Origin of the sequence: Natrinema hispanicum, assembly GCF_004217335.1 — an archaeon.
GTDB lineage: Archaea > Halobacteriota > Halobacteria > Halobacteriales > Natrialbaceae > Natrinema > Natrinema hispanicum.
The window spans coordinates 418,107-440,513 of the sequence record NZ_SHMP01000003.1 but is presented as its reverse complement, the minus strand read 5'-3'; the positions used below and the strand labels follow the sequence as shown (position 1 = coordinate 440,513).

The following is a 22,407-nucleotide window of genomic DNA, read 5'->3' as shown; positions in this document are numbered from 1 at the left end:
TCCACTCGAGTATAAGTTCTGGGCTCGGCGACTGATTCCGTCTCGAGAAGGGCCGATTTGTGAGCCTACGGCGCGTAGTAGTACTCGCCTTCGCTTTTCTGCTGGCGATCCAGCTGAGACTCGGGCTTGTTGATCCGCGGACGCGAGGTCCGTTCGTCACGACGGAACGTGACCTCGAGGTTCGCAAGGAACTCGTTCATGCCGTCGCGCATCGGCTGTGGTTGGCCAGCACGACCGTGGACGGCGGGTTCGCCGTCGAAGACCATCAGCCGGTCGGCGAGTAAGTCCATCATGTAGATGTCGTGGTCGATGACTAACACGGTGGCGTCCTGCTGTTCGGCATACCGACGGATCGCACTGGTTGCCTGCACGCGCTGTTCGACGTCCAGATGCGCCGACGGTTCGTCGAGCAGGTAGAGATCCGCCGAGTCAGAGAGACAGGCCGCAATCGCGACCCGCTGGCGTTCCCCACCGGAGAGATCCGAGAGGTTCTGCTCCATGATCCGCTCGAGTTGGAGCGGCTGGGCGATCTCGGTGTTCCAGTACGACGAGCCGAACTGGTCCGTGATCGAGGAGAGGAACGCGTCAACCCGCATCGGCTGGTCGATGGTGACGTACTGGGGCTTGTAGGAAATCTCGAGGTCGAGATCGGCATCGCCCTCGTCGGGCTCGAGATTGCCCGTCAACAGCTTCGCGAACGTCGACTTCCCGATCCCGTTGGGGCCGACGATGCCAAGCACTTCGTTCTCGCGAATCTCACCGCCTTCGATCTCGAGGCTGAACTCGCCGTCGCCGTAGCTCTTGGTGAGATCGGGATACTCGACGAGCGTGTCGGCGTGGCTCGCAGTCCGGGGGGCGTGTTCCTCGAACTCGATCGGATTCGGGCGAATCCGCATGTTCTCGTTCTCGAGATAGCCTGCCAGGTACTCGTTGATCCCGTTGCGGACCGATTTCGGCGAGGTGATGACACCGTAGGCCCCGGGCTCACCGTAGGCGACGTGGAGCGTATCTGCGAGCAAGTCCAAGATTGCGAGGTCGTGTTCGATGACGAGCATCGACTTGTCCTCTTCCTCGGCGAGTTCGCGGATCAGCCGTGCTGCCGTCACGCGCTGGCCGATGTCCAGATACGGCGTGATTTCGTCGAGGAAGTAGAAGTCCGTATCTCGAGCCAGCGTCGCCGCCAGCGCAACCCGCTGGAGTTCGCCACCCGAGAGGTCGTCGATCGACTGGTCCATGACCGGGCCGATCGAGAGCCGCTCAACGAGCGACTCGAGCGCACCGCGCTCGTCGGTTTGCTCTAACAGCTCGCGGGTGTTGCCGTCGAAGCTGTTGGGAATCTGGTCGACGTACTGGGGCTTTCGCGCGATGGTGACGTCGCCGTCGCGGACGTCCGCGATGTAATCCTGCAGTTCGGTCCCGCGGTAGGCCTCGAGCACCTCGTCCCAGCCCGGCTCGTCGTCGTGACGGCCGAGGTTGGGCTCGAGTTCGCCTGCGAGGATGCGAACGGCGGTCGTCTTCCCGATTCCGTTGGGACCCAGAATGCCAGTGACCTGCCCGTCCTGTGGTGCGGGCAGCCCGTACAGCGAGAAGGCGTTCTCGCCGTAGCGATGGGCGGGATCGTCCTGCAGCTCTTTCGGGAGATTGATGATCTCGATCGCGTCGAAGGGGCATTTCTCGACGCAGATCCCGCAGGTTTCGCCCAGACAGATCTCTTCGGAGATGTGGATCTGTTCGGGTTGGCCCTCGTCGGTCTCCTCGCCGCGGAGGGTAATACACTCCTTGCCAGTGCGATTCGGCGGACAGTAGTTCTTGCACTCGTAGCTACACCGGTCGGGCTGACATCGGTCTAGGTCTACGACGGCGATGCTGTCGTCTGCCATCTTAGGACGCCTCCGCAGTCAGCAGGATGCCCCACGTGACGAACCACAGCGCAAAGGTCATGAACGCGACGAACAGGTAGTGTTTCGTCCCGAACTCGTCTTCCTCGTAGATCCCCGCAGCGTTGATGAGAACATACTGGACGAAGATCGCGCCGAGGACGAACGCGAGCGCCTGCGTGTCCTGGGCGGCTGCCTCGGACACCCCAACCCAGGCCGCAGAGGCCAGCGCCGCGGCGACGCCCAGCAGCGCGGACAACGCCGTCACGCCCACCGAGCGGATGTGTTCGCGCCGGTCGCTGATCGATTCGGTCGACATGGGTGGATGTCTGCGGGCGGGGCTGAAAAGGCGTTCGGGTTGGGTTTCTTGAGGCGGCCAATTAACGTGGACTGGTTGCTGGCTGGACGAAGAGGTCGCAACCGACATTCAACCAACTCGAGGGCCTCGAGGCTGTCAACGACCGGAAACCGAACTGCTCCTTGGTCAGCCTGTCGTTCGAACCGAGAGTACAAGAGACGACGATCGGGGAATCTAGCCTAGGATGACGTTGTCTGACCCGATATTGATGTTGGTATCGTTAGTCATCGTCCCTGTCCCCGTGGTATCCGGATCAGAGTCGCCAGCCCCGATATCGGGTGAATCACTCTCGTCGACCTCACCATCGATGTTGAGTTCTGGGTCAGCGGGCGTTCCAGCCTCGTCGCCTTTGCCGGGATCGATATCTGCTTCGTTACCGTCGCCCGGAACAATCGTGATACTCGGTTTTCCGGGATTGACACCCGCTCGCTCGACTTCGACGTAGACGATCAGGTCGTTGAAGTTCGGATCGTGAGTGTCGTCAGGGTTTTCTTCGTAGGCTGCGGTCGCCTCGTTCCAAAGCGCGTCGATGTCGTCTTCACTCGTCGATTCGGTGTTCTCGAAGAGGAACACGAACTCTCCCGGACCGAGGTCGAGTTCGTTCCCCCCTTCTTCGACCAGGCCTCGCTGCTCGAGCACTTCTGTGGCACTCAACTGTTGTTCTTCTCCTGCTGGAAGTGCTGGAATCGTGTTATTCTCGGCGCTCCGGACCCGGACGTTCTGAAGATTGGCGTCCTGTGACGCGTCTATCGGGCCGAACGTTATCGATCCAGGGGCCCCGGGAACGTCATCGCACCATGTAAAGGCACGATCAGTCGGACCATCGTAGTGAGTGAGAGTGGTTGGATCTGTCGTTTCTTCTCGACAAATGCTATATCTCGTGTTCCTCAGAGTGAGCTCCGTTTTGTCTTTTACGGTGAACTCGTACGTGTAGCTGTCATCGCTATTGTCCTGCCAAGTCGGTCCGGTATTGATATTGTTTCCGCCATGGGGGTTTTCGAACGTGTGTGCTGTTTTCCCGTCGGCCACCACTTCGAGCGTCATCGGTGCTAGATGGTGAACGGGTACTATGTCCCACCCCCAACCGTCGCGAACCCACATTGAACCGTCTCCGGACACCTGCGAAGCAAGAACTTCCACACTCACGTTCGCGTCCTCGATGTCTTCGAGTTCGACACGACCCGGATCCACGCCGGCAGTGACGTTGAACGTTACTTCCAGCTTGTCGTCGTCCGTCTCGATCGTTGCGTCGTAGGTGCCGTCGACGAGTACGCTCTGGTTGATCGGAAGTTCGACGGTATCGTTCTCGCCGAATGATCGGTTGACGATTCCCGCGTCGATCGGTTCTGCGTAAGGGTCTTTTTTGAGGTCCTCGGGCGGATCACGGAGATCGAGATCAAGGGTGACATTCTGTTCGCCGTCATCGACACCCGTATTGTGCAGATCGGCCGTGATGGTGATCTCCTTGTCGCCGACCGTCGCGTTTCCGTTTGATAGTTCGAATTCGGTTCTTTGATGTCCAAAGTAAAACGTCCCAGTCTCGTTCAGACTGCTCTCTTCGGCTTGCACGTCGTACTCGTAAACCCTCCCGTGTTCGAAAGCGTAGTCGTCAGGATTGACATTGAATCCGACTGTCTCGCTTTCGCCGCTGTCAAGCGTCGTCGGTTCGTCGATTTCGATGCCTGCATCGGGAATCATCAGCGTAACGTCCTGTGTAACGTTATCGCTCGGATACGTGCTCATAACCCCTGCACGCACTTCGAACGGTGTTCCGTCGTCTTCGACGATCTGATCGTTCCCGGCACCCTCATCCTCTACGACAACGAACGCTCCGCCGTCGCCGCTGGCCGTTCCGACGACCGTTCCGTTCGCGATTTCATCGCCGTCAACCGTGACTGTGAAGCCATTGTTGCCCTGTGGCAATGTGCTCTTGTTTATTTCCCACTTGACCGTTCCGCTGGCACCGTAGTTGAGATCCAGATTCTGCGTGTCTTCGAATTCGAGGTCGTCGAACTCGAGGGTGATGTCCTCGCCCGTCGTGTTCTCGGTACCGACGTTTTGTACTTCAAGATCGATCGTCGCGTTCCCGTCTTCAACGTCCGGGTCAATCGTCCCGTCAGCAGGGTCGACGATTCTGAACTCGGTCCCCTTTTTACCGTAGTAGAACGATCCTGGATCGTCGAGTTCGTCATCTTCGGTTGCGACCGTGTAACTGTAGGTCTCGCCGTATGTGAGTTTGTGCTTGAAGTTACCCGGCTCGAACTGGACGAAATCTCCGCCAGCGGTTCGTCCGAGGTTCTCCGTACCACCGGGGCTAAGCTTAACCGACTCTGTGTCGCTTGTGACTTCTGTCCCATCATCTAGAATTGTCGCTGTAATTTGCTGTTCTTCTGTTGTGTCTCCAACATTCTCGATTACAGTGGCGACGCGGAAGAGCTGTGAACCGTCGATGACCGGCGGTTCTATCGGATCCCCGTTCGGAGCTCGGATTCCTCTATCTTCCTTTACAATAATCGACACAGGCCCGTCCGTCCGTCGGATTCCTTCGATCTCCACGTGGACAGTGTCGGAGCCAATCCTAGCTATTTCGACCTCATCGTATTCATTTGCTCCGAGCGCATCCTTGAGATAGTCGTACCACGCGTCTTGGTAGGTAGTGTCTTCGATACGAAACGCGATATTTTCGCCGTTACAGCTCCTCTTCTTTTCGATTTCTTCGGTCAGCGCCGCCGTCTTGTCCCAATTCGCTTTCGCAGCTAATCTGGAGTCACCGATGTCGCCCTTCTCGAATTGCATTACCTGAAGCCGTAATGACCCTGTTTTCTCACCTGACGCGTTGGTATAGGCGATGTTGGGCTCGGAGATGACTGTGGACGAACTGTCGGTGTGTTTCCAGATACCGCCTGCTTGGTGGACGATTTCGGTACCGTCTTCGAGGTCGTATTTGAGTGCGTTCAGTTCGCCCGAAGTGTTCACCGGTGCCACACAGCCATTCTCGAATGGCTTGTCCGTCGATTCGTTGTACCAAGAGACTGTCATCTCACCATCGTCCACGATCGATGCATCGGCGTCGGGTGGCACTGGAATTGATCGAACATCATCTGTTGTTGCCACCGTTGAGAGCGTGTGATCCGTCTCTGTCATGTACATCTTTGCCCGCTCCTCGCTAGTCTTGTCCTCAATCGCATCGAAAAATGGGACACCAGTGATAAGTAGCAACGCTACAGCGAGCATTACAATCATACTCAGAAGCGCGAAGCCGACGACTGGGGATACACCTCGTTTATCGGGTGACCTGTCTTTCAATATTCCCCTTAATTTCATCTTGTAGCCCTGTCGTTAACCCTATTTTATATACCTTATTGCCATTATAGGCGGTAAGGAAGTACTGTTCTTCCTCAAGGGGCGCTTGAGAGCGCAAAAACCGCTTTCGAGTGCAGTGAGAAATAAATATATCTGATAGTAATAGCCTTTCTAACCGCTCGGAGCAGAATCGCTATTCGATTCCATCACCATTAACGACTGCACCGTCGTCGATATTCGTATTGCCAACTGTAGTGATATCACCAGTGACTGTTACACCCCACGTGAGTATAATCTCACCATCGACATCGCTGCCCCAATCGATTGTGATACATTTTCTATATTTATCCGTAGACTTTCGAAAATATACAGTTGATTGAAAATTGAATCAATATAATTCTAATGGACTAAGATAAAATAATAGGCGGGTTTCACTGGTTGTGCGTGCCTGCGCTATCTCGATACCTCTTCATGTAGACGGTACCAACTGTATTGTCTCGATTAAATGCGGCCACGCGAATGGATGAAGGTTGACTCCTCCTAGAAACCCGTGATCACGCGATGACAACTCCATAACTCCTAGTCGGATATGCACTTAACGGTGACCTTCCGATCAAGTGTGGTAGAAAAGGTTCCAGCCCCGTTGCTGACTTCGAGTGATACCATCAGGTTCGTACTACTGGATATCTGACTGCCAAAGAGAGCCGGGCACCTGAAGTCGCCAGTTACGACTCGAAGACTATCGCCGGCTGCATCCTTTTCAATGTCGTCCGTGATGTCGTCTCCGTCTCGTTCAACGCGAAGATCTTTGACGAACAATTCATTCGACGCAGTCTGGTCAGTTATGATAGTAACTTCCACATTTTCATACACATAATAAAGTCTAAACTCATTCCAATTAAAATCTAAACGGTCAGAAGAACTACTTTGCAGTCGAATCACGCGATTCTGATCAGCGTTGGGATAGTCAAGCCCAACGTACGCGTCCGCGTCGGGTGCGGTCTCGACGCCAATTCCTCGATCGGCGGCCATCGAGTCGAACGCGCCGCTCGATGCAGCAAGTATGGCAGCTCCGACGACGAGCAATCCAAGCCCGAGTTTTGTGACGGTCTTCATATCGGCATCGGCGTTTGCTGTGTATTTCGAGTACAGTTCATGCAATATGACGTATCAACCGTCATTTAGACGATCCCCGATTTGGCTATCATGGCACCGTGCTTACGGAGGTTGTTCCATTTCTCCGAGCCGCATTCGCCGATTCTGTACCACATGAACGATCGCTGAGATGGCAAACAGCGCGAACACCAGCGTTGCCCAGCCAAGTTCGGAGACCGTCTCCGTTGGCACGACCTCGAGCCACAGCCCCCCCATCACAACCGAACCGATCACGGTCAGCCCCAGGTAGTAGACGCCCCACGGGATCGAATCGCCGGGCACGATGTCGAGGTAGACCTCGAGTTCGGCAGCCTCGTCGGTGAGCTCGATCGTTCGGTCGTCGAACTCGATGATGTTTGCGCGCTCGAGCGTCGGCAGGTGCGTCTGTTGCAACGACGTATAGACGCGCTTTCGCTCGGCGGAGGTGATTTCGTCGACTTCTTTGTCGAGCTCCCAGGCGGCAACGTGTTCGGCGAGATCACCGAGCGTGACGGGGTCGTCCTCGCGCTTGCAGTAGTGAATGGCGTAGCGACGGCGCTGATTGCTCAGCAGGTCGAAAATTTCCCCCTGGCTTGAATTCGACCGTGTTTCAGCTTGTGTCGCCATTGGCGCTCCTGTATAGAACTACGGAACTCACGACCAATAAGTACACTGTACTATCACGAACCGGTGGGAATCGCGCTCGAGCACGGCATGGCGTCCACGTCTGCGAATCGTCGTCCCACAGGTAGCAACATCAACACTGGACGCCGGGCAGGTCGGTCTGATTCTCGGAGATTGTACCGGTGACGACCGCGTTGTTCCTGACGGTGACTGTCCCACAAGCCATGACGTCGCCGTCGATTTTGGCATTGTTCCGAATGTCGACGTTGCCACCAGCGATGAGGTCACCGCTGACGGCGTTGTTCCGGATTGTAATATCGCCCTGTGCGACGATGTTTCCGCCGACGTTCGCGTTGTTGGCGATCGTCACCGAACCACCGCTTTCGATGTCACCGCCGACATTGACGTTGTTGTCGACCGTCACCGAACCACCGCTTTCGATGTCACCGCCGACATTGACGTTGTTGTCGACCGTCACATCGCCACCGGAAGTGACGTCGCCGTCTTCGTCGACCGAGACCACGACCGGCTCGGCAGTACAGTCCACGGGAACGAGCGCGGTCGTTTCTCGAGTCGCGTCCACGCTCGAGGCGTCACTCGACGCGACGAACCGTAGCAGCACGCGATAGGACCCATCGATCGACGCCCCATCCTCACACGCGAGGACGATGTCGAACGTCTCGGCGTCGCTGCCGGGCTGGACATTGACCGACAGTGCCGCCGACGTGACCGGATCGTTGCTATCGTCAGTGATCCCGACGATCGAGGCATCGACAGTGGCCGAGTCATCTCGGACGTTGTCGGTCACCGTATAGACGACCGTCTGCTCTCCGGGCGAGTCGATCGACGCTGACGCCGATTGGTCTTCGAGCCCGAGATAGGCACTCGAGTCGTCGGCCGTCGCGACGTTCACCCCACGGTCAGCGGCGATCGTGGCGAAGCCGAACGTCGGCCCGGCCATCGTCACAACTCCGAGGAGGATGAGCACGACCGCGATACCCGTGATTGGACGTGTCATGTTGAGATACTGTATAGTATGGGTAACCCGGGTGTTACGAGACGGCTCTACAGCCGGTGTTGTGCACCTGTGCCCGTACAATAGCTACGTTGCGAACGAATATAAGATTGCTGCACAGTCACGAAATCTCGTACGTCGGTTGCGACTCGTTGTGCCGTGACATTGGAGACAGTCGCCTGTCTTGTGTGCCAGCGACTGCCCCGGTAGTGACAGTGGTCGACGATCGCGAGTGTCTCGAGGTATCGTGGCGCTCGAGGGTGTGTGGTTTGTCTACATCCCAAATTCTCGAGACGCCCGATTTTAGCCGTTCAGGCCGGGCTTGAAGCTGATCGCGGTGTCGCTGCAGCGGGTATTATCAACCTTGAACAGTATCTCGGTACTCAATACAAAGTGGGTGGGGTGCTATGATTGAGATAGAAGCCACCCGGTAATCGATGGCCTTCGGTTGCCGGCGCAAGGCAAATACACGAAACACATAATCATGAGAACAAATCGCAAAAACGTCTTGATTTCACTCGGATTGATCGTCGCCATCAGTGGGGCCGCCCTCGGGTCGGGCGCATTCACGTCAGTTGAAGCAGACCGTGGTGTGAACGTCCAAACGACTGGTGATGCAGATGGCTATCTCGGGATCACTCCAGGAGACGATTATGCTGGAACTGCATACATCGAAAACGACAGCAGCAGTGGAGATCTCACGCTGAATCTTGGTCAAAACGGAACGACTCAGGGTGGTGGAACCGGTTTCAACCAGGAAGCGAATACTACTCTAGATGGACTGATCAAATTGACGAACCAAGGGGAGAACAACGTTACTGTTGGTGTTAGCGAGCCAGATGGTAGCATGAGTGATTCTGCTACCGTTGCGATTGAAGATACAGAGGTCACGTTCCAAATGGCGGAGGGACAAAAAGAACTTGCGCCAGGGAACACGACAACAATTAACGTCACCGTTAATACAGGATCTACCAGCCTTGAGGGAAGTACGTCTGCTGATGTCACCATCCACGCAGAAGATAGCACTTAAGTAAATTAGCGCAATTGCCTGACTTTCTCCTTAACTATCTTTTCACTTCCAAGTTTCTAGACTAGGTGAGTATCATGATCCCGGTCAAACCAACCCTCGCCGTTGTCTTCCTTCTCATTGCTGGACTCACGGTATCGACCGCTGCCGTGACCCTTGAGGGTGATAGCACCGGAGAGATTATTCTCGAGCCCGCATCCTCACCGAACGGCAACTACGCCGCGGTCGAGGACGGCCAACTCGAGCTCAGCCTCGAGAAACTCAACGACCGCGCAATCACACGCGCGAACAACGTCTTCACGATCACGGTCACCAACGAATCCGTCGACCGGGTCTGGATCGAGCATAACGTCACTGGGCTCACGTTCTACCACGGGAACGATCTCACAAACACAATCAGCAAATCGAATCCGATTGAGGTCTCTTCCGGCGACACCGAACACATCGGCGTTGCCATCGACACTCACGTCGCACAGGAGGGAACGGAGACGTTCACAGTCACGGCACAGTACGCCGACAACGAAACCGAGCCGGACCAGTCCACGGGGGGTTCGGGAGGTGCAAGCGACTCGAGCTCGTCACCCTCACCAGCGATCGAACACTCCACTGTCACTGTCTCGCCAACGACGGTTAGCGCCGGCGACACGGTCACGGTGACCGCGACTTACCGCAACGTCGGCGATGCGCTAGGCCAGACGACGGCGCAGGTAACCGTCGACGGCATCGTCGTCGATCAGCGGACGATCGTCCTCGAGCCGGGCGAGGAACGAACGGTCACGTTCGAACGCACGATGGACTGGCCTGGCACACACGAAGTCGGCGTTTCGGGAGCAGGCAGCCAGTCGGTGACCGTCGGGGGGCCGCCGATCGACGTCGTCACCGCCAGCGTCGATCGCACAACGGTCACCACAGGGGACGCGACCACCGTTCGAGCGACCGTTACGAATCCGACCGACAGGGGGGTCGATCGGACGCTCGAGGTGGCAGTTGACGGCATCGTCGTCGACAGCCGAGCCGTCTCGATTCCAGCACATAGCGAGCGGACGGTGACCTTCGAGCGGGAACTCGAGACACCGGGTACCTACGAGATCGCAGTCAGCGGCGTCCCCGCAGGCGAGGTAACAGTCGAGGAGCCGGGGGGATTTTCACTGCAGAACCGTGACCTCTCGCCCGCGACGACGGCGGCGCTCGCACCGCCGGCGACGGCGGGGCTGTTGTTCCTGGCAGTCGCCGCCAACCGCCGGTGGTCGATCTTCGGGTAGTGACGGCGTCGAACGTCGATGATGCCAGTCCGTACCGTCGCAGAGGGGCGTCGACGTGTCACCCCTCGAGTCTGGTAACTCGCGCGGGCTTTAAGACTGCTGGACACGAACAATCGGTATCCTGAACAGTCAGCCACGTATGATCGTCACCGCTACCGATCGATGACTGCGTCCACCATCGTCTCGAAGGCGCTCGGGTATGCCGCTGCGCTGTTCGTCATCCTGTTGCTCGTCGGCCAGCTGCTCGGTCAGCCGATCCTGCTCGGCTACGTCGCCACCGGCAGCATGGAGCCGACGATGGACGCCGGCGACGGGTTCGTCGCCATCCCGAGTGCCGTCACCGGTGACGTTCAGGAGGGCGACGTCGTCGTCTTCCAGGCGAGAGAACTCCACGACGGCGGGCTGACGACCCATCGCGTGGTCGGCGAGACTGAGGGTGGATATATCACGAAAGGCGACGCCAACCCGTTTACCGACCAGGATGGTGGTGAACCGCCAGTCACCGACGGGCAGATCGTCGCCGAAGCGTTGCAGATAAACGGCGAGGTCGTGACGATCCCGTACCTCGGAACCATCGTCATGGGCATTCAGGGTGTGGCAATGGCGGCCGCCAACGCCGTCACATCGGTCTTCGGGATGGCCACGACGTCGTCGAACGGCCTCGGCTCCATGCTGGTCGCGATCGGCGTCGCCCTGCTCGGCTTCGGAATCTTGCTCGAGCGAGTCGGGCCCGCGCGACGCGAGACAACCAGACGGCGCTCGCGCGAAAACGTACTGGCGTTTTGGAGTACGCTCGGACTCATCTTGCTCGTGTTCGTCACGCTTGCGACTGCGGCGATGGTCGTCCCGTCGGGGACCTACGAGTACGGCCTCATTAGTACCGAGTCGCCAACCGACGATCCACAGATCATCGAACCCGGTGCGACGACGGAACTCACTCGATCAGTCGATAACGCCGGCTATCTGCCGGTGGTCGTCGTCCACGAGGCTGAAAGCAACGGGATCAGGGCCGACCCCGGATGGCAGACGGTTGGCATCCGCGGCAGCGGTGAAACGACAGTGCGACTGTCCGCACCCGAGGAACCCGGCGAGTATACGCGCTCTCTGGGGGAGTATCGCTATCTCGCCGTGTTGCCCCCGTCGCTGCTGGTCTGGCTTCACGGCGTCCATCCGTTTGCCGCGATCGCGGCGGTCAACGGTGTCGTCGTTGGCGTCACCGTCGCGATTATCGTCTTGCTCTTTGGGAGCGGCGATCTCCGGCTGCGATCCGGCCCCGATCACGTGTCGCTCTCGACCCGGCTCGAGCGGCGGCTTCGAGCGTGGCTTCGCAACCGCGAGTAGCTCGGGCCACTATTCTTATGATGATCGATTGCTTCGGGGTACGTATGTATTGTCCCGATGACCGACCAGTTCGAAACCGAACGGGTCGGCCAGCGGGCAGGTTCGACCGACGAGGCCGAATCGGGCGAGACAGGGACGGTGAACACGACGGATGATCGACAGTCCACGACTCGAGTTGGTGCTTGCCAGATCCGGACGGGAGATCGCGATCGTGCTGGCTGTCGTTGGCGTCCTGTCGATCGCTGCGACCGGCTGGGCCGTCGCGAATCCGGTGACGACGACGACACCGCAGTTCGATGAGGAACGCGTCACGACTGACGTCGGGACGAGTGCCGTCGTCACCCAGAACACCACGCTCTGGACGGAAGGCGACCGGCTCACTGATAGCCCGGTCTATATGCTCAACGAGTCGCCGGAGCTAACGATCCACCCCGAGACGCGGATACAAAACGCAAGCGGGGGGACGCCTATCGAGGACGGTACTGTCCGTCACGAGCTGGTGCTTCGGTTCGAAGCGGTTCGAAACGACGAGTCGTTTTGGAACGAGACACGGCCCGTGTTGCGCGAGTCGCCGTCGATCGACAACGGCGTCGCGACGTCGAACGCGACGATCGATATCGAAGCTCTCCGCCAGCGACAACGGCAACTCGAGCGCGAGGTCACCGGCGTCGGCTCGATCAGGTTAACGATGGAATTTCACACCGAGTACGATACTGGCCGTCATCAGGGATCGATGACGACGACGACGCCGGTGACCATCACGGACGAAGCCTACTGGCTCGGCGGGTCGCTGTCGGAGTCCGCAACCCACAGCCATCAAAGCGGCAGTACGCGGACGACCGAGTCTCGGAGTCCGGCACTGATCGGTGGACTGTCGGTGCTCGGGACGCTCGCACTCGCCGGTGCCGTATTCGTTACCCGCCGGTCGCCCGCGGATATCGACGCCGCCCGTCGGGCGGTCCACGAACAGCGCTACGCCGAGTGGATCTCACAGGGGTCGATTCCGATGTGGATCGGCGATCATCACGTCGCGCTCGAGACGCTCGAGGACGTCGTCGACGTCGCGATCGATACGAACGAGCGGGTCGTCCACGACGAGCAACGGGACCTGTTTGCGGTCCTCAGTGACGGCGTCATCTACTACTACACCGACCGCGGCCTCTGGGAGGAGACTGCCTGGCCGGAGATGGATCTCCGGAGTCAGTCGTCCACCGTGGAGGCTGACGGTGAGTTGCCCCCCGGCGATGCCGCCGAACTCGAGGGAATCGACGAGTTCGCGGATGCTGACGATCCGGATGGCTTCGAGGACGACGAGGAGATCTGGAACCAGCTGTAACGCTCCGTTTTGTCCTCACACGGCCACAGAGCATGACAGTCAGAAATCGATACTGGCCAGGCCACGGATGAGGGTGACGCGCCCGCAGCGGTTTCCGAGCCGCTTAAATGACTTCTTACTGAACGGTGGTCTCCATCGTTTTCACTGCCTGCGTCGCTGTTAGGATGCGAAAACTGCCTGCTGAGCAACTGACGACATACTTTACGGACAGAAAAATACAGGGCAGTATCACGATCTTATTTTTGGTAAGGCTCAACTTTTATACTGCTGGGGACGTTCGATTCGTAGTATGGCAGAGACCGACGGGGAGGAGATCGAAGACTTGCCACCAAGTGCGAAACTCGTCTTCAAGGTCCTCGAGTACGACGGGCCCTTGACACAGAAACAGATCGTCGAGGAATCGATGCTCTCAGCCCGGACGGTACGATACGCGCTCGAGCGTCTCGAAGGGATCGGGATCGTCGACGAGGATATCTACTTTGCGGACGCTCGGCAGAGTCTCTATCGGCTCGAGGAACCGGTCGCAGCCGACGGGAACGGTGTCGAGGAATCCCCGAAAAAAGACGCCTGCTGTGCGGAATAACGGCCGGAACGTCAGGATTATCCCCAAGCGGTGACCGTCTCCGATATGGACAAAGCGCGGCTTCCGCGGTGGGCCTGGCTGATGATCGGGCTGTTTCTCGCGGTGCTGGGTTCGAATCTGCTTAACCTGCTCGTATTGGTACCGGCAGTGCTTCCGGAGACGTACCGATCGATTACGGTTATCGCCGCGATGGCACCGGTCTTGATCTACGTTGGCGTCTGGTACGACGAGGAGCGCCAACCGTACTGGACGCAGTCGCGGGCGAAAATCGTCGGCGATGTCCTGTTCGTCGTGACGGGAGCGATACTGGGGTCGGCGACCGCACTCGTGGCACTGGTCGGCATTGGGTTCCCCAGCACGGTGCTGGACATCCTCGCGATGACTGCTGGTTTCCTTCTGGCATGGGGGCTGTTCTGGTGGCGCAATCCGACGCTCTACGACGTCGACCTCGAGCGCTAACGCCGTTCTCTCGTGTGAGCGTTCGACGGGTGGTCAGTCCAACTGGGCTCACGTCCTGTCGCGACCGGCGATCCCTGGCGTTGGCGGCACGGTGCGTTTGTGTTCCGTCTCGGCGTATCGCGACGTGATTTCCGCGGCCGTCTCGCGGTCGATTCTGAGTCCGACAACGGCCTCCTCGAGCGGGCGTCCCTCTTCGACGACCCGATACAGTAAGGGATCGATGACATTGTAGCGTGCGCCGAGTTCGCTGGCGTCCGTCTGGGTCGCCCAGAACCCTGCCGTTGGTTCTTTGGTGATGATTCGGCGAGGGAGACCGATCTGTTTGGCAAGCGCCCGGACCTCCGTCTTGTAGCAGTCGCCGAGCGGATGGATGTCGGCCCCACCGTCGCCGTACTTAGTGAAGTAGCCGAGTAGCCGCTCCGAGCGGTTCGCCGTCCCGAGGACGACCCGTGACTGGCGGTTCGCCGCGTAGTAGGCCGTCAGCATCCGCAGGCGCGCCGTTGCGTTCCCGAGTTCGTGGTTGCGCTCGTTGGGCCGCTCGTCGTCGGTCGACGGCTCGAGGTCACGTCCGACTGTCTCTGCGAAACACTCGAGCAGCGGCCGCAACTGGAACTCCTCGAAATCGATCCCCATGCCGTCGGCGATCGTGCGGGCATCACTGACGTGGACGCCGTCGGTCATGTGACAGGGCAGTCCCAGTCCGAGGACGTTCTCGCTGCCGACAGCCTCGACCGCCAGCGCTGTCGTCAGCGTCGAGTCGAGCCCGCCGCTCATCGCGACGACGACGCCCTCGGCGTTCGCGTCGGCAACGGCGGTGCGGATTGCCGCTCGGATCGACTGTCGAACGACTTCCAGCTCGACCGCACTCGTGATGAAAGGCCCGGCGTAGGTCTGTTCCTCGCCGATAGCGGATCGGCGATCGTTCGCAACTACGTCGCCCGTCATAGCTTCGTGATCACAACCATAGGCTGTTTTAATGAAACATCTGTCGCATATATGTATGCTTTCCTTAAACAGATATAGGATATATGCGTTCTGGCGAGACGTTTGGAAACCACCGGCGTTCCGGATCGGCTGGTCCAGACTCACGACGTGGTGGATGCTCGAGACGGTCTGGCTGCTCTGGGCAGCGTTTTCACTTCGACGCCGACGCGAGATACTGGCTGACAACGTAGACGGCACCGGCACCGATCGCCGCTGCCGCGCCGACTGCGATCACGGGAATCGGGACACCGGTCTGTCCGTACGGGTTTCGGGGAGCGGCGTCGATGACCGCCTGGAACGTCTCGCCGCCTGCGTGGCCAAGCGAGAAGAAGCCGACTGTGAGCAGGATGGCGAATCCGCCGGTCGCCAACCCGAACATCGACGCGACGTCCTCGACGTTCAGTAACACGTGCACCTGTGACTCCGAGAGCTGCGGTTCACGGCTCCGGCGAACGATCGCGACCGCGACGAGACACGCTGCGGTTCCGAGCTCGATGCCGCCGGCGTACACGCCGAGCCAGAGGACGAGCGGCGATGCCCACAGGGGCTCGCCGCCCGGGAAGGCTGCTTGAACTGATGTCGGGTAGGTGGCCGTGATCGGCACGACGAGTGCGAGCGCGAGCAGCAGGCCGCTCTGGTAGACGAGTTTCTGTGGAATCCGCCGCTTGATCAGCGCGTATCGCTCCACTCGAAGTCGTTCGTACGTCGACTCGCCGAGGAGTGCGTCCGCGATCGGGTCGTTCGGATCAGTCGAGGTCATCGGTTTGGGGCGTGATCGGCCGTCGGGCCAGATGGCCGAACACAGGCCGTCAAAATATACACTCCGATTTCGTGTCCAGCGTTAGAATTCTGGACATACACTCCTGTCTAAGGGTTATCTTCGTTAGGCCCAATTGGTATATTATGTGCGATGGTACCCTTAGTCATGACCGCACTAGTCGGTCCAGAATCCCTGTGGCTGTGGATCGGAACGATCGGAATGACCCTCGGAACCCTGTACTTCATCGGTCGGGGGCGCGGTGTTCGCGACCCGAAGATGCAGGAGTTCTACATCATCACGATCTTCATCACGACGATCGCCGCAGCGATGTACTTCGCCATGGCGACAGGCTTCGGTGTCACCGAAGTGATGGTCGGCGACGAGATGCTCACGATTTACTGGGCACGCTATGCCGACTGGCTGTTCACGACGCCGCTCCTGTTGCTTGACCTCTCACTGCTGGCGGGGGCAAACCGCAACACGATCGCGACGCTGATCGGCCTCGACATCTTCATGATCGGGACCGGCGCGATCGCGGCGTTCGCGGCGACCCCCGGCACCCGGATCGCGTGGTGGGCCATTAGCACCGGTGCCCTGCTCTCGCTCCTGTACGTGCTCGTCGGGACACTCTCGAGGAACGCGCGCGACCGGCCGTCGGAGGTCGCGTCGCTGTTTGGCACCCTGCGCAACCTGGTCATCGCACTGTGGCTCCTTTACCCAGTGGTCTGGATCCTCGGCACCGAAGGGACGCTCGGCATCCTTCCGCTGTACTGGGAGACGGCCGCGTTCATGGTGCTCGACCTCTCGGCGAAGGTCGGCTTCGGCGTGGTCCTGCTCCGGAGCCGCTCCGTCCTCGAACGGGCCGCCACGCCGTCTGTCGCGGCCGCGTGACGACTCAGCAGGACGCTTCCCCGCTTCCCGACGACCGCTGGGGAACGGCCGACCACGGAGCCAACGCCGCTTCGACCGATCGTCGTCCCGCGCGACCGGTTCAGTGGGCATGGGCATCCCGTGATCGAGTCGGAAACGAACGCTCGAAACAGCCGAGTGCGACGCTACGTACTGCTTGGCTCTCGATGAGACCGCAGCGCTGGTCGCCACCGCACGCTGACCGCTCAGCACCGATGATGTTCCGCATCGGGACGGACACCTGTTTATGGGTAATGATGGTGCAGTAACGTGTGCGCATGCAGTCACTTATCGCGTCCGCGCCCGCCGTAGGGGCACGCGCGCTCCAAACCGGCCCGACAGACGCGGAACTGTTCGAGTACGTCTTCGGTGGCGGCAACACCCTGCTCGCGCTGTCGTTCGTCGTCAACATCGCCCTCGCCGGACTCACGATCCTCGGAATCGTCTATCTCGGACGGTCGCTTACCGATCCGCGCTCGAAGACAATCGCGACCGCGCTGTTACTGATCTCGGTCGTCTCGATCTCGAGTTATACCGGCCTTACGTCGGGGCTGACACTGAGCGTCATCGAGATGCCAGCGGGCCACCCGGCTGCGGGTGCGACGACGGCCGGCGAGAGCGGCGTGCTGGTGATGTGGGGTCGGTACCTCACGTGGACCTTTTCTACACCGTTCATTCTGATCGCGCTTGGGCTGATCGCCGGGTCGAACTGGACGAAGATCCTCACGACCTGTGCGTTTACGATCGCGATGTGTGTCACCGGCCTGGCGGCCGCCCTAACGACGTCCTCGCTGGTGCTGCGCTGGTGGTGGTTTGTGCTATCGTCGACCTTCTTCCTCGTGATCGTGTACGTCATCCTCGTCGACTGGACCGCCGAAGCCGAACGGACGGGGACGTCGGACCTGTTCCGGACGCTCAAACTCCTCACCGTCGTCGGCTGGTTCGGCTATCCGATCCTCTGGGCACTCGGCGTCGAAGGGATCGCGATCTTGGACGTCGCGATCACCTCGTGGGGCTACAGCATCCTCGACATCATCACGAAGTACGTCGTGACGTTCCTCGCTCTGTCCTATATCGTCGACGAACCGGAGTCGATCACCGGCGGCTCGGACTACGGTGCTACCCTCCCCGGGTCCAGGGTGTCGGACGACTGATTGTCCCGGTCTTCGGTCGGTTCGGGTTCCATGTCGGCACCGGCGCGCCGTCTCGAGCCCCGATCTGGCCTAACCAGTTCGGATTTAGGGCTTTGTCGGCACCGACCCTAGCCCGACCACGGAGCCCGCTCTCTGCAAAGAATCGGCGAGACACGCTGCCACGCTCATGACCGTTCCACTCACGTACTTCGGCGTTCACCTGACGTTCATCCTCCCGCCGCTTTTGGTTCTGGGCTGGCTCGCGCGCCGACGCGATCGGGCCTGGTGGGGCGTGCGGCCGCTCTTCGGACTCGCCATCATGATTGGCCTCGCCGTCGTCTACACGACACCGTTGACGAATCACCTGATCCCCGAGGGTGTCTGGTGGTACGGCGATGGTGCGGTTATCGCAACGATCTGGCACACGCCGATCGAGGAGTATACCTTCTTCATCCTTCAGCCGATGCTGACCGCGTTCTGGTTGTTCCAGTTGCCGGCAACCGCCGATCGATCGCTAGCGATCCCCCTCACACACCGGCTGATCGGCGTCGGGGGCGGCCTGTCGATCGCTGGTGTCGGCTTGTTGTTGACCGCCAACATCTCGACGTACTATCTCGGATGGCTGTTGCTCTGGGCTGGGCCGATCCTCGCCATCCAGTGGGGGTTCGGTCTCACGTACCTCTGGGCCGTCCGTCGACCGCTGGTGGCCGCGATCGCTGTCCCAACGATCTATCTCTGGATCGTCGATCGCGTCGCGATCGAACTCGGCATCTGGGTCATCTCGGACGCCCACACGATCGGCTTCGCACCCCTAGGACTCCCAGTCGAGGAGGCACTGTTCTTTCTCGTGACCAATCTCTTCCTCGTGCAGGGACTCGTCATGTACGTGTGGCTGCTCGAGCGCGTCCACGAACTCCCGTCTCTCACCAGGGTGGCGACCCGACTCGCCGCACGCTCCGATGAGCGGTGACACAACCCAGAGTGGTATTACTTCCCACACAGATGCCACAGCCCGTCGGCTGGCGGCCCGCCTGAGCCTCGGCGTCGGGCTACTGCTCATCGTCGCTGTCGTCTCGATCACGATTTTCGTGGGCTCGCCGCCGCTTGCATACCAGTACGTTCCGCTGGCGCTCAGCGTCGTCGTCCTCGGGCTTCCTCACGGAGCCGTCGACCACCTCGTGTTACCGCGGGCTCGAGGGGATCCCGTCACCTCGCGGTCGCTCGCGTTCGTCGGCGGCCTCTACCTGCTGGTCGGCTCCGCGTACGCCGCCGTCTGGTTTCTCGCCCCCGTCGTCGCGTTCGTCCTCTTTATTCTCATCACGCTCGTCCACTGGGGGCAGGGCGATGTCTACTCCCTGCTCGCGCTCGTCCGCGCCGACCATCTCGAGACGCGGGCCAGTCGCCTTCTCGCCCTCGTCGTCCGGGGCGGGCTTCCGATGCTCGTCCCGTTGGTCGCGTTCCCGACCCAGTACGCCTTCGTCGCCGAGACGCTCGTCGGACTGTTCGACCCCGACGCAGCGGCCGCGCTCGAGCCAGCGTTCTCCCAGCCGGTTCGGGCGGCCGTCGCGATCGGCTTCGGTTCCCTCATCGTGCTCGCGACGGGTCTCGGCTTCGCCAGGACGAGTGGCGGCGATCGCGGCCCGTGGATCATCGACACCGCGGAGACGATCGGGCTCGTCGCCTACTTCGCGATCGTCCCGCCGATTCTCGCGATCGGGCTCTACTTCTGTTTCTGGCACTCTCTCCGGCATATCCTCAGAACGATGCTCGTCGACCCCGCCGCCGGCGCAGCGCTCGAACGCGGGGCACTCGGTGCCGCGTCTCGTCGTTTCGTCCGCGATGCAGCGCCACTGACCGCGGGCGGCCTGCTCGTCCTCGTCGGGATCGGGCTCTCAGTCCCGCGCACGCCTGCGACCGTCCCCGATGTCCTCGCGCTCTATCTGGTGACGATCGCCGTCCTGACGCTCCCACACGTGGTCATCGTCACGTTGCTCGATCGAGAACAGCGGCTCTGGTCGCCGTAGGACGGTCTGGGCACACTCACGAAGAAAACAAAAAGCCGTTTGCTCGCTGACTCCCTCTACGACGGAACGACCGTGATCGGCGCTTTCCGGTCGATCGCCCGCTCGAGTTCCTCCGCGATCGCACTCCCACGCGCGCACCTTTTTCCGCTCGGGTGCGCTCACTTCGTTCGCTTACCGCTCGCGCAAAAATCTGCCCTGCGAGAGCAAAGCTCTCGCTGGCCCGTCGCTCGATACACTCGCGACGACATCAAAAGAGCCGCTCGTTCGCGTCGCTCCCTCGCGGTTCGACCGCTTACGAGGGGACGACCGTGACCGGGTCTTTCCGGTCGATCGCCCGCTCGAGTTCCTCGGCGATCGCACTTCCGCGCGACACCTGAATTTCGCCCCCGCGGCTCACCGTCGCCGTAAAGAGGTAGTCGCCGGCGGCCTGGACTTCGACGGTTTCGCCGTGGTTGCCGTCGACGGGGATAACGATGTGCCGGGAGGTGATCTCGGGTTGGACCATCTGGCCGGCCTGTGACCCGCCACCGGCGTTGTTTGCACTCGCGCCACCACCACCACCGCCGGCACCGTAGTGGGGATTCTCGTCGTGGGTGCGAACGTCGATGTCGATCCCCAGCCGGTTTTCGATGTCGGTGATCCGGCCGCCGCCTTTGCCAATGACACTCGAGATATCGTCTTCTTCGACGTAGACGACGGCTCTGTCCTGGCTTTTGAGGTGGACGTCGACGTAGCCGCGGGCGATCGAGCGGATCTCGCGTTCGATCTCCTGTTTGGCGATGCGGTCAACGCCGGACTCGCTGCCGGGGCCGCCTTCCTCGTCTTTCAGCGGGACGGTGACGACCTGGCGGTTGAAGGTGTAGATCTCGTATTCGGGCTCGCCGGTCTGGAAGTTCGTGACCTGGATGACCGGCCGGGCGAGGTCCTCCTCGGTGAGTCCGGCGGGCACTTTGACCGTCGTCCTGACGTCGTAGACCGTCTCGACTTTCCCGGCTTCGATGTAGACGACCGTGTCGGCGACCTGGGGAATCATCCCGAGTTCGACGCGGCCGACGAGCCGCTGCAGCGAGTCGATCGGGCGGGTCGCGTGGACGACACCGATCATGCCCACGCCCGCAAGCCGCATGTCGGCGAAGACCTCGAAGTCGTCGGTCTTGCGGACCTCGTCGTAGATGGTGTAGTCCGGCCGGACCATCAGCAGGGCGTCGGCCGTTTTGGCCATTTCCCCGCCCAGTTCGGTGTATTGGGTGATGTCTGGGCCGACCTGCAGGTCCCGTGGTTTCTCCATCGTCTTGACCGAGTAGTCGTGATCGGAAATGTAGCGGGCGACCGCCTGCGCGAACGTCGACTTCCCGGCCCCGGGCGCACCCGAGATCAGGACGCCGCGCTGGCGCTCGAGCAGCCGTTCTTTGAGTTCGTCGGCGTGCTCGTAGTCGTCGATGTCCGTCTGGGCGATCGGCCGGACGGCGGTGATCTCGATGCCGTCGGAAAACGGCGGGCGGCCGATCGCGATCCGGTAATCCCGGAACTGGACGATCTTCATGCCCGGCTCTGACAGCTCGATGAAGCCGTCGTGGGCCTCTTTGGCACCGTCGATGACTTCGCGGGCGTACTCGTCCATCGTCGCCTCGTCGAGTGGCTCGTCGGCGATCTCCTCGTAGTGCATCGCGCCGAGTTCGCCTCGTTTGGCCCGCGGGATGGCGTCCGTTTTCAGATGGACGCTCATCGTCTCGTCGTCGAAGTATTCCTCGACGGCCAGCGTGCCGACCCGCCGAACCTCGGGGGAGACGTGTTCGACATCGAGTCCTTTCGCCTGTGCGACCTCCGCCTGGACGACGTCGCTGGTGACGAACGTCGCATCGAGTTCCTCCGCGAGATCGCGGATCAGGGCGTCGATTTCGCCTTCGGAGGCGTGGCCTCGTTCGATCGCGCTTGGCCGCTCGCCGACGTACTCGAGGTCGACGACGCCCTCGTCGGCCAACTCTGCCAGCCGCTGGAGCTCCTCTAAGCCGTCCCAGCCGCTGTCGAGTCCGTCGTTGGCCTGCGCCTCGAGTTCCGCGACGACTGCTTCGGGGACACAGATCGTCGCTCCCTCGAACTGCCCGTCTTCGATTGTCGCCGAAACGCGGCCATCGATGACCACGCTCGTATCCGGCACGACGTTCATACGTAAACTGGTTCACGTACGCCTATAAGGGTTTCACAGGCGGTACGAGGCGGATGCGATGAGCCGGCCGTAACGTGGGGGCTATTGAGATACTGATACGACCGGACAACA

General features: G+C 60.3%; 19 protein-coding genes. 10 read left to right on the top strand and 9 right to left on the bottom strand.

Annotation, left to right across the window (positions count from 1 at the left end):
- Nucleotides 1-65: 65 nt before the first annotated feature.
- The 6 genes from BDK88_RS02925 to BDK88_RS02900 all read right to left on the bottom strand — a co-directional run bounded on the left by BDK88_RS02925 (nt 66) and on the right by BDK88_RS02900 (nt 8,314).
- Complete coding sequence (locus BDK88_RS02925) at nt 66-1,880, bottom strand: ribosome biogenesis/translation initiation ATPase RLI (protein WP_130499097.1); 1,815 nt, start codon at nt 1,878-1,880, stop codon at nt 66-68.
- 1 nt (nt 1,881) lies between these two features.
- Nucleotides 1,882-2,196 (bottom strand): EMC6-like membrane protein, encoded by a 315-nt coding sequence (locus BDK88_RS02920; RefSeq protein ID WP_130499096.1) that lies wholly within the window; start codon nt 2,194-2,196, stop codon nt 1,882-1,884.
- Nucleotides 2,197-2,409: 213 nt separating this feature from the next.
- On the bottom strand, nt 2,410-5,559 hold the full coding sequence (locus BDK88_RS02915; RefSeq protein WP_449406695.1) for a DUF7289 family protein: 3,150 nt from the start codon (nt 5,557-5,559) through the stop codon (nt 2,410-2,412).
- Between the two features lie 558 nt (nt 5,560-6,117).
- Nucleotides 6,118-6,654, bottom strand: a complete 537-nt coding sequence (locus BDK88_RS02910; RefSeq protein WP_130499094.1) for a hypothetical protein — start codon at nt 6,652-6,654, stop codon at nt 6,118-6,120.
- 102 nt (nt 6,655-6,756) lie between these two features.
- A complete protein-coding gene (locus BDK88_RS02905; RefSeq protein ID WP_130499093.1) occupies nt 6,757-7,299 on the bottom strand; it encodes a DUF7344 domain-containing protein in 543 nt (180 codons plus the stop codon).
- Nucleotides 7,300-7,429: 130 nt separating this feature from the next.
- The gene (locus BDK88_RS02900; RefSeq protein ID WP_130499092.1) at nt 7,430-8,314 is read right to left on the bottom strand and encodes a bactofilin family protein; all 885 of its coding nucleotides are present in this window, start codon (nt 8,312-8,314) and stop codon (nt 7,430-7,432) included.
- Nucleotides 8,315-8,795: 481 nt separating this feature from the next.
- Between BDK88_RS02900 and BDK88_RS02895 the strand changes: the two genes are divergently transcribed.
- The 6 genes from BDK88_RS02895 to BDK88_RS02870 all read left to right on the top strand — a co-directional run bounded on the left by BDK88_RS02895 (nt 8,796) and on the right by BDK88_RS02870 (nt 14,319).
- Complete coding sequence (locus tag BDK88_RS02895) at nt 8,796-9,341, top strand: hypothetical protein (RefSeq protein ID WP_165396897.1); 546 nt, start codon at nt 8,796-8,798, stop codon at nt 9,339-9,341.
- Between the two features lie 74 nt (nt 9,342-9,415).
- Nucleotides 9,416-10,600, top strand: coding sequence for a CARDB domain-containing protein (locus BDK88_RS02890; RefSeq protein WP_130499775.1), 1,185 nt, complete (start codon nt 9,416-9,418; stop codon nt 10,598-10,600).
- 162 nt (nt 10,601-10,762) lie between these two features.
- On the top strand, nt 10,763-11,941 hold the full coding sequence (locus BDK88_RS02885) for a signal peptidase I (protein ID WP_130499090.1): 1,179 nt from the start codon (nt 10,763-10,765) through the stop codon (nt 11,939-11,941).
- Nucleotides 11,942-12,092: 151 nt separating this feature from the next.
- Complete coding sequence (locus BDK88_RS02880) at nt 12,093-13,277, top strand: DUF5305 domain-containing protein (RefSeq protein WP_130499089.1); 1,185 nt, start codon at nt 12,093-12,095, stop codon at nt 13,275-13,277.
- A 289-nt stretch (nt 13,278-13,566) separates the two neighbouring features.
- A complete protein-coding gene (locus BDK88_RS02875) occupies nt 13,567-13,860 on the top strand; it encodes a MarR family transcriptional regulator (protein WP_008010686.1) in 294 nt (97 codons plus the stop codon).
- Nucleotides 13,861-13,905: 45 nt separating this feature from the next.
- Entirely contained in the window at nt 13,906-14,319 is a 414-nt protein-coding gene (locus BDK88_RS02870; protein ID WP_130499088.1) for a hypothetical protein, read from the top strand.
- 48 nt (nt 14,320-14,367) lie between these two features.
- On the opposite strand, the gene BDK88_RS02865 is transcribed toward BDK88_RS02870, so the two are convergent.
- Nucleotides 14,368-15,264 carry an NAD+ synthase gene (locus BDK88_RS02865; RefSeq protein ID WP_130499087.1) on the bottom strand — a complete coding sequence of 299 codons (897 nt, stop codon included), beginning with the start codon at nt 15,262-15,264 and terminating at the stop codon, nt 14,368-14,370.
- A gap of 190 nt (nt 15,265-15,454) precedes the next feature.
- Nucleotides 15,455-16,063, bottom strand: a complete 609-nt coding sequence (locus BDK88_RS02860; protein WP_130499086.1) for a hypothetical protein — start codon at nt 16,061-16,063, stop codon at nt 15,455-15,457.
- A gap of 150 nt (nt 16,064-16,213) precedes the next feature.
- Here BDK88_RS02860 and BDK88_RS02855 point away from each other — a divergent pair, with 150 nt between their 5' ends.
- From BDK88_RS02855 to BDK88_RS02840, 4 genes are all read left to right on the top strand, one after another.
- Nucleotides 16,214-16,954, top strand: a complete 741-nt coding sequence (locus BDK88_RS02855; protein WP_394342660.1) for a bacteriorhodopsin — start codon at nt 16,214-16,216, stop codon at nt 16,952-16,954.
- A 296-nt stretch (nt 16,955-17,250) separates the two neighbouring features.
- The gene (locus BDK88_RS02850) at nt 17,251-18,126 is read left to right on the top strand and encodes a bacteriorhodopsin (protein ID WP_130499084.1); all 876 of its coding nucleotides are present in this window, start codon (nt 17,251-17,253) and stop codon (nt 18,124-18,126) included.
- A gap of 166 nt (nt 18,127-18,292) precedes the next feature.
- Complete coding sequence (locus tag BDK88_RS02845; protein WP_130499083.1) at nt 18,293-19,075, top strand: lycopene cyclase domain-containing protein; 783 nt, start codon at nt 18,293-18,295, stop codon at nt 19,073-19,075.
- Entirely contained in the window at nt 19,065-20,129 is a 1,065-nt protein-coding gene (locus BDK88_RS02840) for a Brp/Blh family beta-carotene 15,15'-dioxygenase (RefSeq protein ID WP_130499082.1), read from the top strand. The genes BDK88_RS02845 and BDK88_RS02840 overlap by 11 nt, the downstream gene beginning before the upstream one ends.
- Nucleotides 20,130-20,421: 292 nt before the next feature.
- Here BDK88_RS02840 and BDK88_RS02835 read toward each other — a convergent pair whose 3' ends face one another.
- Entirely contained in the window at nt 20,422-22,296 is a 1,875-nt protein-coding gene (locus BDK88_RS02835) for a PINc/VapC family ATPase (RefSeq protein WP_130499081.1), read from the bottom strand.
- Between the last annotated feature and the right edge of the window lie 111 nt (nt 22,297-22,407).

What these genes read in the sequence shown, in the direction of transcription:
- BDK88_RS02840 (WP_130499082.1), top strand. Translation starts at nt 19,065, where the DNA reads ATGAGCGGTGACACAACCCAGAGTGGTATTACTTCCCACACAGATGCC.
- BDK88_RS02925 (WP_130499097.1), bottom strand. Translation starts at nt 1,880, where the DNA reads ATGGCAGACGACAGCATCGCCGTCGTAGACCTAGACCGATGTCAGCCC.
- BDK88_RS02905 (WP_130499093.1), bottom strand. Translation starts at nt 7,299, where the DNA reads ATGGCGACACAAGCTGAAACACGGTCGAATTCAAGCCAGGGGGAAATT.
- BDK88_RS02920 (WP_130499096.1), bottom strand. Translation starts at nt 2,196, where the DNA reads ATGTCGACCGAATCGATCAGCGACCGGCGCGAACACATCCGCTCGGTG.
- BDK88_RS02870 (WP_130499088.1), top strand. Translation starts at nt 13,906, where the DNA reads ATGGACAAAGCGCGGCTTCCGCGGTGGGCCTGGCTGATGATCGGGCTG.
- BDK88_RS02910 (WP_130499094.1), bottom strand. Translation starts at nt 6,654, where the DNA reads ATGAAGACCGTCACAAAACTCGGGCTTGGATTGCTCGTCGTCGGAGCT.
- BDK88_RS02880 (WP_130499089.1), top strand. Translation starts at nt 12,093, where the DNA reads ATGATCGACAGTCCACGACTCGAGTTGGTGCTTGCCAGATCCGGACGG.
- BDK88_RS02850 (WP_130499084.1), top strand. Translation starts at nt 17,251, where the DNA reads ATGCAGTCACTTATCGCGTCCGCGCCCGCCGTAGGGGCACGCGCGCTC.
- BDK88_RS02885 (WP_130499090.1), top strand. Translation starts at nt 10,763, where the DNA reads ATGACTGCGTCCACCATCGTCTCGAAGGCGCTCGGGTATGCCGCTGCG.
- BDK88_RS02855 (WP_394342660.1), top strand. Translation starts at nt 16,214, where the DNA reads ATGGTACCCTTAGTCATGACCGCACTAGTCGGTCCAGAATCCCTGTGG.
- BDK88_RS02915 (WP_449406695.1), bottom strand. Translation starts at nt 5,559, where the DNA reads ATGAAATTAAGGGGAATATTGAAAGACAGGTCACCCGATAAACGAGGT.
- BDK88_RS02875 (WP_008010686.1), top strand. Translation starts at nt 13,567, where the DNA reads ATGGCAGAGACCGACGGGGAGGAGATCGAAGACTTGCCACCAAGTGCG.
- BDK88_RS02860 (WP_130499086.1), bottom strand. Translation starts at nt 16,063, where the DNA reads ATGACCTCGACTGATCCGAACGACCCGATCGCGGACGCACTCCTCGGC.
- BDK88_RS02835 (WP_130499081.1), bottom strand. Translation starts at nt 22,296, where the DNA reads ATGAACGTCGTGCCGGATACGAGCGTGGTCATCGATGGCCGCGTTTCG.
- BDK88_RS02900 (WP_130499092.1), bottom strand. Translation starts at nt 8,314, where the DNA reads ATGACACGTCCAATCACGGGTATCGCGGTCGTGCTCATCCTCCTCGGA.
- BDK88_RS02890 (WP_130499775.1), top strand. Translation starts at nt 9,416, where the DNA reads ATGATCCCGGTCAAACCAACCCTCGCCGTTGTCTTCCTTCTCATTGCT.
- BDK88_RS02865 (WP_130499087.1), bottom strand. Translation starts at nt 15,264, where the DNA reads ATGACGGGCGACGTAGTTGCGAACGATCGCCGATCCGCTATCGGCGAG.
- BDK88_RS02895 (WP_165396897.1), top strand. Translation starts at nt 8,796, where the DNA reads ATGAGAACAAATCGCAAAAACGTCTTGATTTCACTCGGATTGATCGTC.
- BDK88_RS02845 (WP_130499083.1), top strand. Translation starts at nt 18,293, where the DNA reads ATGACCGTTCCACTCACGTACTTCGGCGTTCACCTGACGTTCATCCTC.